Here is a 16,748-nt window from a genome sequence, read left to right as displayed (position 1 = left end):
GCGCATTTTATATTGAAAGCTTTTTCTTTGAAATGGAAACGATAGCATTTTCGGCCGCCATTGATAAAGCCGCCAAAAATGAAGGGATTTGCCTCTTTTTTCCTGCAGCATTTTCTGTGAATTCATGGTGATCATCCAAAATTTTGGCTACATGATGGCCAATGTATTTTTCATATTTTTTAAACTTTGAGAAAACTGAAATACCTTTTAGAATATAGCAATCTTCTATAACATAATCTTTGTTCACTACAATCATTGCCATAGCGCCGGGACTAAATTTTCGCCGATTCATGCCTGAGTACAAAAAATACCCTTCTTTACCCTTGTAATGGCTTACAATTTTGTCAACATATTTTTTATAATGTCTGACTTGTATAATTGTCGCCACATATTGAACTAGCAAAATCATGGATAAAATGATTGCAAGCTTCAAAAAGAATCACCCCCTTTGCGCTGCACAAATGCATTTTTTAGTTAGAAAATAGATGATCTTGAAGAGATCTTAATTTCCAAACGGTTGTGGTTGGATCTAGCTCAACATCATCTAATGTTAAAAATTGACCTTGTTTAATGGAACGTTTTGCAACAATGTTTCCACTGATTAAACCGATCGGGATGTGTGAATTTTTCTTCATCTCTTGATGAGTTTCAAGCACGCCTCTTACAGAGTAGCCGCCGATGCCATCAATGGCTTCTCCTGCTTGAATATCGCGCTTGGCAACAGCGACTGTTTCTGAAACTGGCGCCCCTAATGGATGAATCGATGTATCGTGATGCAATACTGCTTTTGCAATCGTAATAGGAGTTTCTAAACTTGCTAGATGATAAGGCCGGTAAAGAACGTAATGAGGACCTTTGCCAACTTTCAAATATCTTAATTCTGCATCTACAGGTTCTAATTCGCTTTTCACAATGACAAACACGCCCGGTGCTAATCCGTTTACATATTCAACTACTCCGAATTGACTTAAAACACCGCCGTTTTCTTGTAAATTCAACTTGTCGGCAACCGTTTCCAAATTTGCTTCCACGCCGTGCATACCAATTTTATCTGGAATGAGACCTGTAGCGTTGCTTAATAAATTCATTTCAGCCATTGTTTTTGTGCCGTCTTGGAACGCTGCAAGCATATGGGCGCTCATATGTTTTTGAGCAGCTTCTTCCTTGCATGTATCCGGATTGGCGTTTGGTATGAACGGGTTGTTTTTCCCTTTCCCAGCAACAAGCACTTCAAGACCCATTGTCTTCGCAAACTCATACAGTTCAAGCGTTGCTGCCGGTTCATCTCCCGCAGATCCTGTATAAACTAATCCGGCTGATGTAAACAAATTGTGCATAATTGATCCAATTGTAATATCTACTTCAACGTTAAGCAGTACTAAATGTTTTCTAGATCTTAATGCTTCCAGTGAAATGTTTGCACCAACTTCAGGAACCCCTGTAGCATCTACAATGACTTCTACTTCATCAGATTGAATCACTTTTCGGTAATCACTGCTGACAAGAACAGGATGTTTTTTCGTTAATTTCGATTGATAATAGCTGCTAGCTCTTTCTGCCGCTTCAATATTGACATCACAAATCCCTCTGACTACCATGCCAGGTATGCGTGAGATTTGGGAAATCAGACCGAATCCCATTTGACCTGCACCAACAACACCTACTTTAATTGGCTGGCCGTCACGTTCCCGTGAAAGCAACTCTTGATAAATAGACATGTTTCCAGCTCCTTCTAGGCAATTTTTTGTCGTATGTGCATGTACCCTGTAACATTTGTTACGACTTATAACATTTGTTAATCGTTTGTAATCCTTATTATATTCCAGATGTTTAAAAAGTCAATAAATTCTTGAAAGTATTTTTCAAACTTTTTATACTTTGAAATACATATTAAAATTTGGTTATAATGATTTAAATCGTTGAAGATGTTTTATCAATTGTTGGCATTTAGAAACATTTTTATAGAAGGAAATGAATGCAGCTTTGAATAATATACTTAGTGTAGAGAAGGATTTTGGAGAATTCATCCTTCATAAAAAGAGGTGAAGAACGTGGAAATTAAAGAAATGGAAGCAACGTTATTTTGTATTCATTGCAATGAGGAACAAGATCATATCATTACTTACATTAACGATAAAATTTCAAGGATAGAATGTGCAAACTGCCATCACACAGTTGAAATAAAAATTGATTTATTAAACGAATTTTACCATGAGGTGTATGAAAAAATTGTTCATAAACCGGCTGAGATTACAGAGGAATACCGGAATGACCTCAGTAAATTTTTGCTTTCCCTTCCGATCCGGATCATAAAAAAACCTTACAGCATTTATAAATATATGAAGCAAACACGAGATGTTTTTAAAACATTTAAAGAGAAGCAAAAACGGAAGAAATAGCTGAAGCTTCTGGAGATTTTGTTAATAATATCAAAATGAAAGCTGCGATTCTGACGGGTGAACATAAAATGAAAGTGATGAAACAAGTGTCATATAGCATTCGCAGCTTCCATCATCTCAGAAATAAAGTGTTATTGCTCACTGATCCAATTTTTATACATATAAAAATAAAAAACAGGGGCACTTCGCATCAAGTGCACCCCAATTAAAAATAGGCCGAAATAAGAAAGTAATTTTTTTAATGTTTGTTGTGCCTTCATCATTCGTGTGATTGATTATGTTACCTTACTTTATAAGGAATGATTATTAATGAAGCATATTTTTTATGTGAGACTAGTTTTTTTGTAACAGGAAGTTTTATGTTATTTATGCATCGATTAATGGCTGAAGCAGTGAGATTTAGTCTAGGTATTGAGCATACCGCCCAGAAAACCGCTGCCAATTAAATTTGCAGCTACGCCTGCCGCAAACCCCGGCCCCAATGCCGGCTTATCCGCAATCGAGTAGGCCATATATGCCGCAAGAATTGGAACCATTAAAGTCCCTAATAATGTTCCGCCCAACTGTCTTAACAGCCAAAGCCATGACCCTTCTGTATCATAAACTTCCTGAAGACCAAAAGCCTGGGAGATCAATACAGCAGCTGCCAGAGTCATACCTCCAGCGACAATAACCGGAATGATGTAAGAAATTCCTGTTAAGATGGAATCCTTTATTTCAGTTTTAAAGCTTTTTTTCTCGTTTTCTTCTGTCCCATGTGAAGAGTTAACCGAACCAGCATATTCCTTTTTCTCGACATTTTCAGATTTCTCTAATGCTTGCGTGATAATCGCTTTTGCATTTTTCAGCGGTGCGGCCACAGAGGTTTTCACTTTGGGAAGATGACTGTATCTTTCTTCATTTTTTACCGCCACATCAGTCGCAAAAATAACAGCATCGGCTTTTCTTAATAACTGTGTAGTATGGCGGTCTTCAATGCCGTTCGCTCCTTGCTTTTCAACGAAAATATCAACTCCAAGCTCTTTACCTGCATTTACTAACGCCTCTGCCGCCATATAAGTATGGGCAATGCCAGCCGGACAAGCGGTAACTGCTAAAATTGTTTTATTCATTTTATTGGCTGCTTCAGCATTTTCTTCTTGAAATTGATGATCTAAATGATAAAATAACTCATAATTGGTTTTCGATTTCAATAAACGGTTTTTGTACTCTTCATTTGATAACCTTTTCACAAGTTCTGATAATAACGACAGGTGTGTTGAACCGCTTTCATTTTCAGGAATAGCAAGCAATACAACCAAAGTCACTTCATTATTTGGATCAATGCTTTCCCAGTTAATGATCGGTTTTTTTAGAGTTGCAACGGCAAATGCTGCTTCTTTTACTGCTGCCGACTTACCATGCGGAATCGCCAGTCCGCCTTCAAAGCCTGTCGGGGATAAACTCTCTCTTTCCATGACAGCCTGGTAAAAATCTTTTTCCGAATACAGCTTCCCTGCTTCATATAATTTTTTAATTAAAAAATTGATAACTTCATCTTTCGAAGCAAAGGATTGATTCGTACTAATTAAATCAGGTGATGTCGCAGATACTAATTGCATAAAATCAATCTCCTTTACTTATCAATTGCTGTAACTTTAGCCTTATCGTAGCATAAAAAAAAAGAAGAAGAGATTTCTTCTTATTTTTACACAGTTATTCTTTAATAGAGCGCTTTCATGTGTATTTATACACATCCGCACGTTTCTTTCCAGAAGTATTCTGACAAAGTACGCAAAACAATCATTGGAGATGTTTTATCAGTGACATTGTAGCCGTTCAGCAATTTCTTAGGAGCATGACAATATAGATTGACATCTGCTAATTTCTGAAGAGAATTACGATAAAAATGAGTAAGCGATATGACACAAATTGATTTCATCTTGCCTAGCTCTGCCATTTCCAACACTTGAGGAGTTTCTCCTGATAAACTAATAAGGAAAAGAATATCTCCACTTTTAAGCCGGTTGATCCCATGCCTGATTTCGTGAGGATGAATAGAATAATCGGATTGTTTTCCGGCAACCTTCAAGTTTTTGACCATCATTTCACAAAAAATCACTGAATCTCCTACACCAAAAAATAAAATATTTTTTGCTTCACGTAACAACCTTGTTACAAGTTTAATCTTATCCATATCCATTAAATCAAACGTTTTTTGTACAGTTGTATATAAGCTGTTTTCTACCATATCCTGTCCTTTTAGCTCTGTATGCAATTCTTCCTTAAGACTGTTTTTAAGATGGGAATACCCATCATATCCTAGTTTTTTGCAGAGTCTTGTAATGGTATTTGGAACTGTATATAAAGACGCAGCAAGTGATTGAATAGACATCGTAACAACAAGCTTTTTATTATTCACAATATATTCGATGATTTGATCATCTGTATCATTCAACTTATATTCAAATTTTTGAGCACGCTCTTCTAAGAACATTCTGAAAATCACCTCTACAAATCTTTGCTGACACAGATCCGATTGCTCTAATTATATCAAATTTGAAGTCGATAAAAGCGTATACAATTGCTGCAAGCTATATGTTTTTTCCTAAATGAACACAAACTTTCTCATCTCTACAAAAAAATAGCAGCACAAACCATGGCCGTGGTCTGCACTACTATTGTTAGTATGTTTTTTCAGCCCTTTTGTTTATGGACTGCCGTTATCCGTTGATTGCTTTTCAGATTGTGATTTTCCGTTCGGATTGGTTGTGCCGGCTCCTTTTCCTGGACCATTATTACTGCTTGATCCGCTGCCATTCCCGTTGCTATTCGAGCCGCCGTTTCCACTATTATTTGATCCGTCAGTTCCGTTATTTCCTCCTGATGGTTTTTGGCCGTTTCCTTGGTCGCTGCCGTTGTTAGCTGGCGGTTGTGGTTGCGGCTGTTCATTGGCAGGAGGCTGATTTGGCTGCTCTATTTCTTTATTATCTTCAGGCTGCTCTTTGTTGTCCTCAGAATTTTCTTGCTGCTCTTTATCCATGTCATTTTGATTGTTCTCTTCTTTTGGCTCCTGATTTTCCTCTTCTTGTTTTTGCTCCTGTTCATTATCTTTTACTTGATCCTGTTTTTGATCCTCTTTTTTATCCTTTTCTTTTTGTTTTGGAATTGCTGGGATTGGAGTTCCCCTTACAAATAATTCAGTTCGGCCGCCAACCACTCTTTCGACGACGCTGTCCGGTTTTTCAAAATCAGGTGTTTCTATTTTTTCAGAAACGTGAGACATGATTTCTTTAAAAATAAGTCTTGAAATCTTCGCCTTCTCGTTTGTCACATACGTTTCCTGAGTCGTCTGGTCGTATCCCGTCCAAACCGCAGCCGCATAACGAGTCGTGTAGCCGACAAACCAGGCATCAGATGTTCCATCTCCTCGTATATTTTCCGGCAAGTTGGTTGTTCCTGTTTTTCCTGCTAGTGGAAGTCCTGGGATGTTCGCCAGTCGCCCTGTTCCTTCTTTCACGACGGTTTTCAACATATCGGTCATCATGTAGGCGGTATAGTCGCTCATCGCCTTCACCGGTTTGGAAGAAAGATCGATTTCTTTACCGTTTGGATAGACGACTTTCCTTACCGTAAAAGGCTTATGATAAACGCCCTCATTTCCAAAAGCGGCATACGCCCCAGCCAATTGAAGCGGGGACACACCTTTATTAAAGCCTCCGATCGCATATGAAGGATAGATCTGATCGAGCGGGATTCCGAGTTTTTCCGCAAATTCTTTTGCCCGGTCTTCCCCTACCTCCAAAAATGCTTTTACAGCCGGTATATTGTAAGACCATTGTAACGCTTTTCGCATCGATATACTGCCGCGATATTGACCGTCCCAGTTTTTGATTTCTTTGCCATGGATGGTGAGCGGCTCGTCAATGAACTGTTTATATGTAGACCATTTGAAATGTTCGATTCCCGGGCCGTAATCCAAGATCGGCTTAATCGTCGAACCTGGCTGTCTTTTCGTTTGTGTTGCGTAGTTAAAACCTCTTTGTACTTCTTGATCTGAGTTGCGGTTTCCGCCAATTGCCCTGACGGCGCCAGTCTGTGTATCAAGTAGCACGACTCCTGCCCGGAACTGATCGTCTGGATAATAAATGTATTGATCAGTTGTCAGCACTTTTTCTGTAAATTTTTGAGCATCCGGATCAAGGGTTGTATAAATTTTTAAACCGCCCGTATAGATATCCTTTTCCGATATTCCGGCATCAACTATATCTTTGATGACTTGATCGATAAACGCTTGATATTTCGGCCCTTCTTTTTTCTTCTTTAATAATTTCTCAACCGGGATCGCTTTCGCATCTTGCTCTTCTTTTTCGGTAATAAAGCCATACTTCCTCATTAACGACAATACTATATTTCTTCTTTTTTCAGCTAAATCCGGATTTTTAAATGGATCGTATTCGCTCGGTCTTTGCGGCAGCCCCGCCAACAGCGCAGCTTCACTAATCGTCAGCTTTTTCACGGATTTGTTAAAATATGTTTCTGCCGCTGTCGCAACCCCGTATGCTCCTTGACCGAAATACACTTTATTTAAATACATTTCAAGAATTTCTTCTTTTGAGTAGCGTCGTTCCAACTGAACAGCCAAGTAAGCTTCTTGTATTTTTCGCTTGAGCGTTTTTTCAGGCGTTAAGAATGAATTTTTGACTACCTGCTGGGTAATCGTACTTCCGCCTTCAGCGCCGAATCCTTCTTTTACATTCGCAACGGTTGCACCTGCGATTCGTTTAAAATCGATTCCATTATGCTCAAAAAACCGCACATCTTCTGTTGCGATAAACGCATTTTGTACATTTTTCGGTATATTTTCGATTTTGATGATTTTCCGATGTTCGCTTCCTGAAATATCTCGCACTTTTTCATTATACATATCATAAACGGTTGAGGATAACGGATCTTTCAGTAATTTCGGGTCTAGTGCAGGGGCGCTTATAATGTAAGACAATACCACGATACCGCCCGCAGTCATCATTACGATAATCGCAAGCATAAAGGCTGTCATGATTTTTATGAGCGGAGATTTTTTAGAAGCTGATTTCTTTTTTTGACGTTTCTCCATACGCGTTTGATATTGATCTCCCATTTCCGTCTCCTCCTAACCTGTATAGAAGGTAATCTATAAATAATACACGATTAAGATTATACGGATGACGAGAAGATTTTTGTGGTGGAATTTGTCGGCAACAGACAATTTTTTTTACAAAAAAATTATAACACTTATTTGAACTACTCTTAAAATAAAACACTTTTTAGAATAGTACCCCTGTTTTGAAAAAGATTTGCGAACCTTCATAACATTCCTCTTCATTTAGGAAGTGTTTTATCGAACAGATCGTAATAAGTTCCTACTAAATAGAGGAAAAATCGACCTTATCTTTGCTCCGTAAATATCTTCGAAGTTCAAGAGTATTGCTATTTACCATAAATTGTAACAGTTTTATAGCAATGAGTTTTTTCATTATTCTTTGATGAATCGAAAGAATATTATATACTAGAAACATATTTATTTTTTTACTTAAACGCAGAAAAGCGTAAAACCTGAAAAGCGATTAAGTAAAAAAGTATGCTGCCAGTTATTCTAGTATATTTTTCATAATGGACAGAAAGGCATGAACACCATGGAAAAAGATCAAACATTAAAAAAAGGGTTATTACCTCGACATGTTCAGTTTATTGCGCTAGCAGGCATGATTGGAACAGGAATTTTTAAAGGGAGCTCAGATACATTAAATATTGCCGGCCCAAGTGTTGTAATAGCTTACTTATTAGGAGGCCTTTTATTATTTATTGTCATGACGGCACTGGCTGAGATGGCGATTGTTTATCCGAACTTAAACGTTCAGCATCTTGTTTATAAAGCTTTTGGCTTCCATATATCCTTTATTGTAGGATGGCTTTATTGGATCAATTGGATTGTTGTCACCGTTGTTGAAATTTTAGCAGCAGGAAGCTTTCTGAAATATTGGTTTCCAACCGTACCGTTATGGCTTTTAAGTCTCCTTTGTATGGTTTTAATCGTTGGAATGAATTTGTTTCAAGTAAAGTACTATGGTGAAATTGAGTTTTGGTTTGCAGGAATTAAAATTTTCGCATTAATCGCTTTCATTTTATTAGGCTTTGGCATTTTGTTTGGAATTATTCCGAGCAATATTGATGATCCTTTTTCTAACTATACGGCACACGGCGGGTTCTTTCCTTATGGAATTGGAGGAATGTTAAGCGCCTTTTTAGTCGTCATGTTTTCATACGGCGGGGCTGAGTTAATCGGTGTTGCGGTCACAGAAACAAAAGATGCAGAAAAGGTTTTGCCAAAAGTCATTAAAGGAACGATGTGGAGAGTTATTCTCTTTTATATGCTTCCTATTCTTATTATTTGTGGTTTAATGCCGTGGAATCAAGTGACAGGGGAAGACAGTCCATTTGTCCAAGTATTGAGCATCACAGGTCTTCCTGGAGCCGCTCATATTATGAATTTTGTCCTTATTACTGCTGTTTTATCAGCGGCGAACTCAGGGATTTACGCAACTTCCAGAACATTATATTCCATGGCTCAAAGCGGTGAAGCGCCAAAAAGATTTTTAAAGATTTCCAAACAAGGAATACCGATCAACTGTATTACCGTTACGGCTATCTGTATTTTATTTGGGGTATTGTTAGCTTATATGACTCCAGACCGAGTCATCAGCTATTTAATGACGATACCTGGTTTTACGATTATTTTATTATGGACAAGCATTTGTCTGGCTCAGCTAAAGCTTCGTTCTCAGTATAAGGAGAAACCATATTTCCAAGTAAAATGGTTCCCATACACAACGATAGTAGCCACCGTTTCATTATTGGTCATCTTTTTCTCTTTTATCTTTAATAAGAAAAATATGATCGGTTCTACTGTTTGCCTTGTCATCTTAGCACTGCTCACCATATTTTCTTTTATGAATAAAAACAGAAAAGAACAAAGTGATAAAAATAACAAGGATAAGGTAGAAAGTCCGTAAAATAAGGACATTAAAAGACTCATTCGTAACTCTGTCAAAAAAATGCAGTGTCTTGAAAAATGCACATGATAACAAATTTTAGGGGGGAAACCTTCCCCTGTCAGACAGTCGATTATAAACGGCTTTAGCCCTTTAGAACACAGGGCTAAAGCCGTTTTTATGATAGTTTTCCCACCGGAAGACGGGAATTGGAAACATTATGATAGGTCAAGATAACAGATTATTTTTTCAGCTTCTCGGAAACAAGATATGCTACGAGCACGTATCGTTCCGGCGCGGAGCCGATAAAATGAAACGGATAACATGTACTGACAGTTAACGTAGCCCTCGGTTTCGGAACGATCACGGTCCGGTCGTCTTTATCAACGATCCGAACCTTATAGATTTTATAAGTAAATTCTCCAGCTGAAGTTGTGACGATTAACTCGTCTCCTTTTCCTACTTCCCCCAGCCTACGAAACACGGTGTCGCGATGACCGGAAAGAACCGAATTGTCTGCCTCTCCTGGCAATACGCTTCCTGCAAAATGACCGACCCCTTTTTCAAGCTCTTCTTCGTTCGTTCCATGGTATATCGGAAGTACTGCATTTAGTTTTGGAATAAACAGCTCTCCTATTTGCTCCCCAATTTTAGGTCGTGTCGGATATAAAACCTTTTCTGCCTTCGTATTTTTTTCTGGGGCCGGCTGTGCAGCTTCCGCCTTCTGTTTCATTTCAGAATGGGTCTCAGGCAGTAGCATTCCTTTGAAAAGTTTATAGCTATTTGCGGCTGAAAACCATAGGCCGGCTAATATAATCATTGATGCAAAGAAAAGAAGAAACAACCGCTTGTTTCGGCTGCTTCTTTTTGTAGTTTCCAGCATATTAAACCTTCCTTGCTTGCCTAAAAATTAAAAATCCCGCTAAAACAATGAACAATCCTACAATAGCATTCACGCCATAGCCGGAATCTGTTTTCGGCAATTTTGCACCTTTTACTGTTTTATGCTCATTGTCCTTTACAGCTTTTAGCTTTTTTTCTATTTTTTGCGAAACGTTTTTCTCTTGTTTCACACTTTTGGCTTCTTGAGCGCCGTGACGAATCGTTTGCCCAGTTCGATGTAACGTATCTGAATCAACGATTTCTCCGGTAATGAGGAGATCAGCCAAAAATTCTCCACTTTCACTGTATATGTTGATTTTCAATTTTGCATTGATCAATTCTTTCAAGTTAAATAGATCAAACAGCGAAAGCTCCTTTTCAGACCCATCTTTTACAAGGGAAAATGTAACTTTAATTTTAAAAATACGTTGAAAATCTTTAAAAATCGAAATTAACTCCTCGATTTGGCTCTTTGTAAGCTCTGTCGCTTCATCAAACCCTTCAAAAGCCATCATCCGATCCGCCAAGTCCAACAAAGCTATAATTGTCTCTTCTTTCATAAGATGCTCTTCAATTGATCGCAAATGGTTCTTTAACCGCTCGATTTCTTCTTTTGTCAATCCGTATTCCTGCTCAAAAACCGTTAATAAATCGTAAAGGAGCTCGTCTTCTACACCAGCATCCCATTCTTCACTTAAAAATGTTATAACATCCTCTTCCAAATCATCTAGAAAAACGTAATCCTCCAATTTTTTTCCGTGTTCTTGAAGCAGCTGGCGCAACTCCTTTTCATTTAAATCATATTCATCATAAATATAGGATAAATTGCTTAAATCCTTTTTAATAACTTCTCCTAAAAATCTTTCTAAACTTTTAACGGTTTTAAAGTCTTCCAGTTTTCTCTCATATAAACTCAAAGATCTATTAATATAGTCAATCGTCACAGGAAATCCTCTAATACTACTAATTTTCGCCAAATAGTCTTGCAAATTTTTATCAAAATTTGGATCACGCTCTATGTAAAGCATGACGGCATCATACAAATTTTCTACAAACACATACTCATCTAGATCTTCACCGTGTTCTTGAAGCAGCTGGCGCAAACTGGCTTCATTTAAATTAAATTCGTCATATATTTCGGTTAAATTGCTTAAATCTTTTTGAATGACCTCTCCTAAAAAATCACGAAGTTCTTCAACAGAATCAAAATTTTCGATCTTTTCTTCATATTGAGCTAACGAAAATTCGATATGTTCTCTTGTAACTTTGAAACCTCTTTGTTTACTTACTTCCTCTAAATATTGATTCAGTTCTTTCTCAAAAGATGCTTGTTGTGCAGCTGATGACGGCTTTGGCATCACTCCTATCCACAAAATAAAAGCTAGTAATATGAATCCCCATTTTTTCATCATAATCCTCTTTTCCTCTTTTTTTATATCTCTTGAGAAAATTATAAATAGGAATAACGAATCAATCAACAAAATTTTTACAATTTTTACAAAAATTTTTACATGCACAAAAAAAGTGGGGCTGGACTTCTAAATTAGAAGTCGTTTAATGTTAGAAGTCGTTTTCTTCATTTTCTTCATTCAAATTTTGCAATTGCTGCAATTCCATGATTCGACTTTTATCTTTTTCAAAAAATTGAATCAGATCCCCTATTCGGTCAATAGCATCCCAGCTCAAATGGTGCTCAATTCCTTCCACGTCGCGATAGATGTTTTCTTCTTTGACGCCAATAATCCGCAAAAATTGCTCTAACAGATCATGCCGGTAGACGAGGCGTTTTCCGATTTTTTTTCCTTTCGGCGTTAAGACGAACCCTCTATATTTTTCGTAAACTAAGTAGTCATCCTTGTCGAGCTTCTGCACCATTTTTGTAACGGAAGAAGGGTGTACAGATAACGCTTCTGCTATATCCGACACTCTCGCATAGCCTTTATTTTCAATTAGCAAATATATTTGTTCAATATAGTCTTCCATACTCGGGGTTGGCATTGGTTATCCTCCATTAATATCTTCATCATACAAAGTTTACTATATAAAAGCACCATAAGACAAGCGTATGGAGGAGATCAACCGTTATGAAAGACAATTTAATAGCCGATTTTCATCCTGTCTTTTTTACAGTTTTATGCAATCGCAAATATCTCGCAATCCATCCATGTTTCGGAGAAAACAAAAAGCTTATGAAAAACACTAATCCTGTGGCAAATGCCATTGAGCCAGAAATAGAAGTGTCGACCCAAGCTGCTATATAATAGCCCGCTACAGCAGATATTACGCCAAATAATCCGCTTAATACTAGCATAATAGAAAGTCTATCTGTCCAAAGATAAGCCGAGGCAGCTGGAGTAATTAACATCGCAACGACCATAATTGCGCCGACCGCATCAAAAGAAGCAACTGTCGTGATCGATACTAAGCATAAGAATACATAATGCATGAGTAAAACAGGAATCCCTAAGCTGGCAGCAAGCGCAGGATCAAATGAAGTGATTTTCCATTCTTTATAAAAAGCGACAAGAACAAATAAAACAACAAACAAAACGAGAGCCAGCAATGCTGTAGCCTTCGGAACCTCGCCAATTAGAGGAAGTGACATTTTATTCCAAGGTATAAAGGTGATTTCCCCCATTAAAGCATGTTGAACATCTAAATGTGCATTTCCTACAGAAGTCGCTATTAAAATAACGCCAATAGCAAACATCGTCGTAAACACAATTCCTATTGCTGCATCTTGCTGAACGTCTAAAGAATGAAGCCACTGCACTAAAAAAGCTGTCAATAGTCCTGCAAATATAGCACCAATGAGCATATGAGTTCCGCTTAATTCACGTGTAATAATAAAAGCGATGACAATTCCTAACAGAACCGTATGACTAATTGCATCAGCCATCATCGCCATTTTCCTGAGTATCAGAAATACACCTATTAAGCCGCAGGACAGCCCTACTAAAGAAGCAGTTACGATAATCCACATAGCATGATAAGTCATGGTCATTCTACCCCTTTTGTTCTTAAGGCCTTACTGGTATGAATATTCACTAATCTTTTTTGCATTTTCAATTGTAAATACTTGACCAGAATCCCTTTCTCTTTGCCAAAGAAAAGCGATAAGAAAAACAGTGCGGACGCCACAATGACGATAAAAGGTCCTGTAGGCCATCCTCTTCCCAATGCACTGATGAATGTTCCTAATGCTCCAGCCGCTCCCCCAAACAGTGCTGATATGATAATCATCCGTTGAAAAGACTGTGTCCAATAGCGGGCACTTACTGACGGGATAATCAGCAGGGCGGCAATTAAAATAACTCCTACAGCTTGAATCCCGATGACAATCGTTGTGACAAGAATCGTTGTATATAATCCGTTCATCCATTTAAGTGACAGTCCTAATCCTTTTGCAAATTCCGGATCGAAAAGATATATTTTCCATTCTTTAAATGCAATGAATACAATCAAAATAACCGCCAAAGCTAGGATTAACATTGTAGTGACATCTGATCTGACCATCGAGGCGGCCTGACCGAAAATAAAACTGTCCAAACCGCTCTGATTTCCGCCTGACGTCCGATTCACAACTGTCAGGAGCATGATTCCTAAGCCAAAAAAAATAGACAGCACCATTCCCATCGCCGTATCTGCCGAAATTCTAGTTGATGAACGTATCCATTGGATAAATGATGCTCCAATCAAAGCGCTGATGGATGCTCCAATGATCATGACAAATAAGTTTTTTTCTCCAAGTAGAAGAAAGGCGATCACAACACCGGGCAATGCTGCATGAGCTAAGGCATCGCTCATTAAGCTTTGCCGCTTCCAATAGGCTAAACAGCCCATTGTTCCAGCAGCAATCCCAAAAATCATCGTGCTAAATAACACCCATTGTGTGTTGCTATTTAATAGGATTGTGAACATGAAGACTCTCCTCTCTCAACCAGCGCAAGTCTCCTCCATAAGTTCGCGAAATATTTTCTCTAGTAAAAATTTGCTTCGTTTTTCCGTACTGAATGACGGTGCGATTTAATAAAAGAACATGGTCAAAATAATCTTCTACTGTTTGCAAATCATGGTGCACGACCATGACCGTTTTTCCTAAAGCTTTTAATTCTTTCAGCAATGTCATAATAGCGCGTTCTGTTGCTGCATCAACACCAGCCAGCGGTTCGTCCATAAAATACAAGTCGGCATTTTGCACTAATGCGCGTGCTAAAAACACACGCTGCTGTTGACCGCCAGAAAGCTGGCTTATCTGACGGTCAGCGTAATCAGCCATCCCTAATTTTTCCAAGGCCTCGAATGCTTTTTGTTTATGCAATCGGGATGGCCGCTTCAGCCATCCGATTTGCCCATATAGTCCCATAGTGACAACATCCAATGCGTTTGTTGGAAAGTCCCAATCGACCGAACCTCGCTGTGGTACATAACCGATCCTTTTTTGGACCTTGTTGAATGGCAATCCAAAAAATTTCACTGATCCCGTTAAGGAAGGGTGAAGATTTAATATTGTTTTTAAAAGCGTCGACTTTCCAGCACCGTTCGGACCGACGATTCCCACTAGCGAACCAGCCTGCACTACAAAATTCACATCGAAGAGCACTGTATTTTTTCGATAGGAAGCGGACAGATTCTCTACTTGAAGCACTGCTTCAGCCATGCTATTTTCCTCCTTCGCTTAATGCTTCATAAATCGTATTGATATTATGGCGATACATTCCTATATAAGTTCCTTCTTCTGTTCCTTCCTCACCCATTGCATCAGAGTAAAGCTCCCCGCCTAATGTAACGTTAATTCCTTCACTTTTCGCTCCTTCTATGACAGCCTTGATCGATTTTTCATTAATACTTGATTCGATAAATACGGCAGGAACTTTGTACTTTTTAATAATGTCAATCGTATCTTGAATATCTGTAATACCGATTTCGGAATCAGTGCTAAGTCCTTGAAGACCAACTACTTTAATGCCGTGCATTCGTCCGAAATATCCGAAAGCATCATGCGCTGTGACAAGAACTCTTTGACTTTCTGGAATGTCCGCAAGCTTTTCGGCTTCTTTTTTCAAATCAGCTAATCTAGCAAAATATTTCTTTTTATTTTCTTCAAAATAATCTGCGTCTTCCGGAGAGAATTCTTTTAATTGTTCAACCGCAGCATCCAATGCCTGCTGCCAAAGGTTCAGATCAAACCAAATATGAGGATCAACTACCCCTTTTTCATCCTTTAAAAGAGATTCTTCAGGAATGGTTTCACCGACTGCAAGAACAGGTTTTGATTCAGAGATCTTTTCAAATATTTCAACCATGTTCGCTTCCAAATGCAATCCGTTGTAAAAAATGATATCTGCTTCTTCAAGAGTTTCCATATCACTTTGAGTAGCCTTATACAAATGAGGGTCTACAGACGGCCCCATTAAACTTTTGACATTTAAACGATCGCCGCCGATTACAGACAACGGCTCGCCAATTTGTGCAATCGTTGTGACGACATTAATTTTTCCATCTTTTGATCGTTTGGATGCTTCTTGTCCAGAACTACACGCGCTTAACACCAGCAAGGCACTAATTAAGAATAAGCACCCCATTTTTTTCATAACATTTTTCATTTTTTCGCACTCTCCTTTTATTTTTATGAATTGATTTGATTTTTAAGTCAGCCCATCTCTCTAGTTTATTGGCGAACGATTTCTATTAAATATCGACAACCATTCTGGCAAATTGTGAATTCAGGAATCAAACATTGTCCGTTTTTTATAGAAAACTCCTATATGTAACCTCAATTTGTTTTTATTCCTGAGAAGAAACAAAACTGAAAAAACGCAATCAATGAATAAATGCCAAAACACTTACAGACATGAATTTCATTTCGCTAGTTGATTTGTTTCAGCTTCGCCATTCAGCTTACCGTTTGGCTTAATACTTTACAGAAAGTTGCCGGCTTCATGTTGCACAAATAAGAATTTTTTCCATTCCTTCACCTACTTTTTTACCATAGTTATAAATATTGCCTAAGGGCAAACTTTATGTTAAAAAAATTCCTTCACACATATTTATTTTATTGAGTTTAAATTTTGTTGTGATTGCATATATTTTTCCTTAATGCAAATTTAATACCATTTTTGAGAAACTGTCAAGTATAAACCATCTGAATGAACGGGAGAAATTAAAACGAAATGGAAGAACCGCATTCGTACTCAGCGGTGCAAAGAGATGAGGAACACTCGCACAAGTGTCCTAATGAATGATGATCAAGGAAGGATTTGCTTGTTATTTCTAATACCGGATAACTAAGATACAATTTTCTCAACAATCATAAAGAGCCTTATTAAGATACGAATTATATATAGATCCCATCAGAGCTGTTTGTTTATCGATTTCAATATGGGACTCCTGCAATAAATTTTCTAAAGTCTCGGTCAATCTTGTTGAACCGGGAAATTCTTGATTGAAAAAGACC

14 protein-coding genes are annotated in these 16,748 nt (G+C 38.0%); 2 read left to right on the top strand and 12 right to left on the bottom strand.

Annotated elements, in window-relative coordinates; translation table 11 throughout:
* Positions 1-7 precede the first annotated feature (7 nt).
* A complete protein-coding gene (locus NSQ71_RS02785; protein ID WP_242009285.1) occupies positions 8-433 on the bottom strand; it encodes a transcriptional regulator GutM in 426 nt (141 codons plus the stop codon).
* Positions 434-470: 37 nt separating this feature from the next.
* Positions 471-1,718 carry an NAD(P)H-dependent oxidoreductase gene (locus NSQ71_RS02780; RefSeq protein WP_340732747.1) on the bottom strand — a complete coding sequence of 416 codons (1,248 nt, stop codon included), beginning with the start codon at positions 1,716-1,718 and terminating at the stop codon, positions 471-473.
* Between the two features lie 333 nt (positions 1,719-2,051).
* Between NSQ71_RS02780 and NSQ71_RS02775 the strand changes: the two genes are divergently transcribed.
* The gene (locus NSQ71_RS02775) at positions 2,052-2,399 is read left to right on the top strand and encodes a hypothetical protein (RefSeq protein WP_063386339.1); all 348 of its coding nucleotides are present in this window, start codon (positions 2,052-2,054) and stop codon (positions 2,397-2,399) included.
* Between the two features lie 404 nt (positions 2,400-2,803).
* On the opposite strand, the gene NSQ71_RS02770 is transcribed toward NSQ71_RS02775, so the two are convergent.
* From NSQ71_RS02770 to NSQ71_RS02760, 3 genes are all read right to left on the bottom strand, one after another.
* A complete protein-coding gene (locus NSQ71_RS02770) occupies positions 2,804-4,000 on the bottom strand; it encodes a fructose PTS transporter subunit IIA (protein WP_340732745.1) in 1,197 nt (398 codons plus the stop codon).
* A gap of 125 nt (positions 4,001-4,125) precedes the next feature.
* Entirely contained in the window at positions 4,126-4,875 is a 750-nt protein-coding gene (locus NSQ71_RS02765) for a MurR/RpiR family transcriptional regulator (protein ID WP_066246933.1), read from the bottom strand.
* Between the two features lie 213 nt (positions 4,876-5,088).
* Entirely contained in the window at positions 5,089-7,518 is a 2,430-nt protein-coding gene (locus NSQ71_RS02760; protein ID WP_340732742.1) for a PBP1A family penicillin-binding protein, read from the bottom strand.
* A gap of 535 nt (positions 7,519-8,053) precedes the next feature.
* Here NSQ71_RS02760 and NSQ71_RS02755 point away from each other — a divergent pair.
* Positions 8,054-9,430: an amino acid permease gene (locus NSQ71_RS02755; RefSeq protein WP_340734395.1), complete on the top strand. Its 1,377-nt coding sequence runs from the start codon at positions 8,054-8,056 to the stop codon at positions 9,428-9,430.
* 220 nt (positions 9,431-9,650) lie between these two features.
* On the opposite strand, the gene NSQ71_RS02750 is transcribed toward NSQ71_RS02755, so the two are convergent.
* The 7 genes from NSQ71_RS02750 to NSQ71_RS02720 form a co-directional block, all read right to left on the bottom strand.
* A complete protein-coding gene (locus NSQ71_RS02750; RefSeq protein WP_063386345.1) occupies positions 9,651-10,292 on the bottom strand; it encodes a class D sortase in 642 nt (213 codons plus the stop codon).
* Position 10,293: 1 nt separating this feature from the next.
* On the bottom strand, positions 10,294-11,703 hold the full coding sequence (locus NSQ71_RS02745; RefSeq protein WP_339198653.1) for a processed acidic surface protein: 1,410 nt from the start codon (positions 11,701-11,703) through the stop codon (positions 10,294-10,296).
* Positions 11,704-11,851: 148 nt separating this feature from the next.
* Positions 11,852-12,289 (bottom strand): transcriptional regulator MntR, encoded by a 438-nt coding sequence (gene mntR / locus NSQ71_RS02740; RefSeq protein WP_327856929.1) that lies wholly within the window; start codon positions 12,287-12,289, stop codon positions 11,852-11,854.
* A 112-nt stretch (positions 12,290-12,401) separates the two neighbouring features.
* Positions 12,402-13,289, bottom strand: coding sequence for a metal ABC transporter permease (locus NSQ71_RS02735; RefSeq protein ID WP_063386347.1), 888 nt, complete (start codon positions 13,287-13,289; stop codon positions 12,402-12,404).
* Between the two features lie 2 nt (positions 13,290-13,291).
* The gene (locus NSQ71_RS02730; protein WP_066246943.1) at positions 13,292-14,212 is read right to left on the bottom strand and encodes a metal ABC transporter permease; all 921 of its coding nucleotides are present in this window, start codon (positions 14,210-14,212) and stop codon (positions 13,292-13,294) included.
* Positions 14,190-14,951 (bottom strand): metal ABC transporter ATP-binding protein, encoded by a 762-nt coding sequence (locus NSQ71_RS02725; protein ID WP_063386349.1) that lies wholly within the window; start codon positions 14,949-14,951, stop codon positions 14,190-14,192. The genes NSQ71_RS02730 and NSQ71_RS02725 overlap by 23 nt, the downstream gene beginning before the upstream one ends.
* A gap of 1 nt (position 14,952) precedes the next feature.
* Positions 14,953-15,897, bottom strand: a complete 945-nt coding sequence (locus NSQ71_RS02720) for a metal ABC transporter solute-binding protein, Zn/Mn family (RefSeq protein WP_339198650.1) — start codon at positions 15,895-15,897, stop codon at positions 14,953-14,955.
* Positions 15,898-16,748: the final 851 nt, after the last annotated feature.

The sequence above is a fragment of the Aeribacillus sp. FSL M8-0235 genome (assembly GCF_038000355.1).
GTDB classification, from domain to species: Bacteria; Bacillota; Bacilli; order Bacillales; family Aeribacillaceae; genus Aeribacillus; species Aeribacillus composti.
The sequence above is the reverse complement of the archived record's forward strand: the minus strand, read 5'-3'. Positions and strand labels throughout refer to the sequence as shown.

Bases quoted from the DNA above. Each gene is read 5' to 3' on its own strand.
- NSQ71_RS02745 (WP_339198653.1), bottom strand. From the start codon at position 11,703: ATGATGAAAAAATGGGGATTCATATTACTAGCTTTTATTTTGTGGATA.
- mntR (WP_327856929.1), bottom strand. From the start codon at position 12,289: ATGCCAACCCCGAGTATGGAAGACTATATTGAACAAATATATTTGCTA.
- NSQ71_RS02770 (WP_340732745.1), bottom strand. From the start codon at position 4,000: ATGCAATTAGTATCTGCGACATCACCTGATTTAATTAGTACGAATCAA.
- NSQ71_RS02755 (WP_340734395.1), top strand. From the start codon at position 8,054: ATGGAAAAAGATCAAACATTAAAAAAAGGGTTATTACCTCGACATGTT.
- NSQ71_RS02725 (WP_063386349.1), bottom strand. From the start codon at position 14,951: ATGGCTGAAGCAGTGCTTCAAGTAGAGAATCTGTCCGCTTCCTATCGA.
- NSQ71_RS02720 (WP_339198650.1), bottom strand. From the start codon at position 15,897: ATGAAAAATGTTATGAAAAAAATGGGGTGCTTATTCTTAATTAGTGCC.
- NSQ71_RS02780 (WP_340732747.1), bottom strand. From the start codon at position 1,718: ATGTCTATTTATCAAGAGTTGCTTTCACGGGAACGTGACGGCCAGCCA.
- NSQ71_RS02735 (WP_063386347.1), bottom strand. From the start codon at position 13,289: ATGACTTATCATGCTATGTGGATTATCGTAACTGCTTCTTTAGTAGGG.
- NSQ71_RS02765 (WP_066246933.1), bottom strand. From the start codon at position 4,875: ATGTTCTTAGAAGAGCGTGCTCAAAAATTTGAATATAAGTTGAATGAT.
- NSQ71_RS02730 (WP_066246943.1), bottom strand. From the start codon at position 14,212: ATGTTCACAATCCTATTAAATAGCAACACACAATGGGTGTTATTTAGC.
- NSQ71_RS02750 (WP_063386345.1), bottom strand. From the start codon at position 10,292: ATGCTGGAAACTACAAAAAGAAGCAGCCGAAACAAGCGGTTGTTTCTT.
- NSQ71_RS02760 (WP_340732742.1), bottom strand. From the start codon at position 7,518: ATGGGAGATCAATATCAAACGCGTATGGAGAAACGTCAAAAAAAGAAA.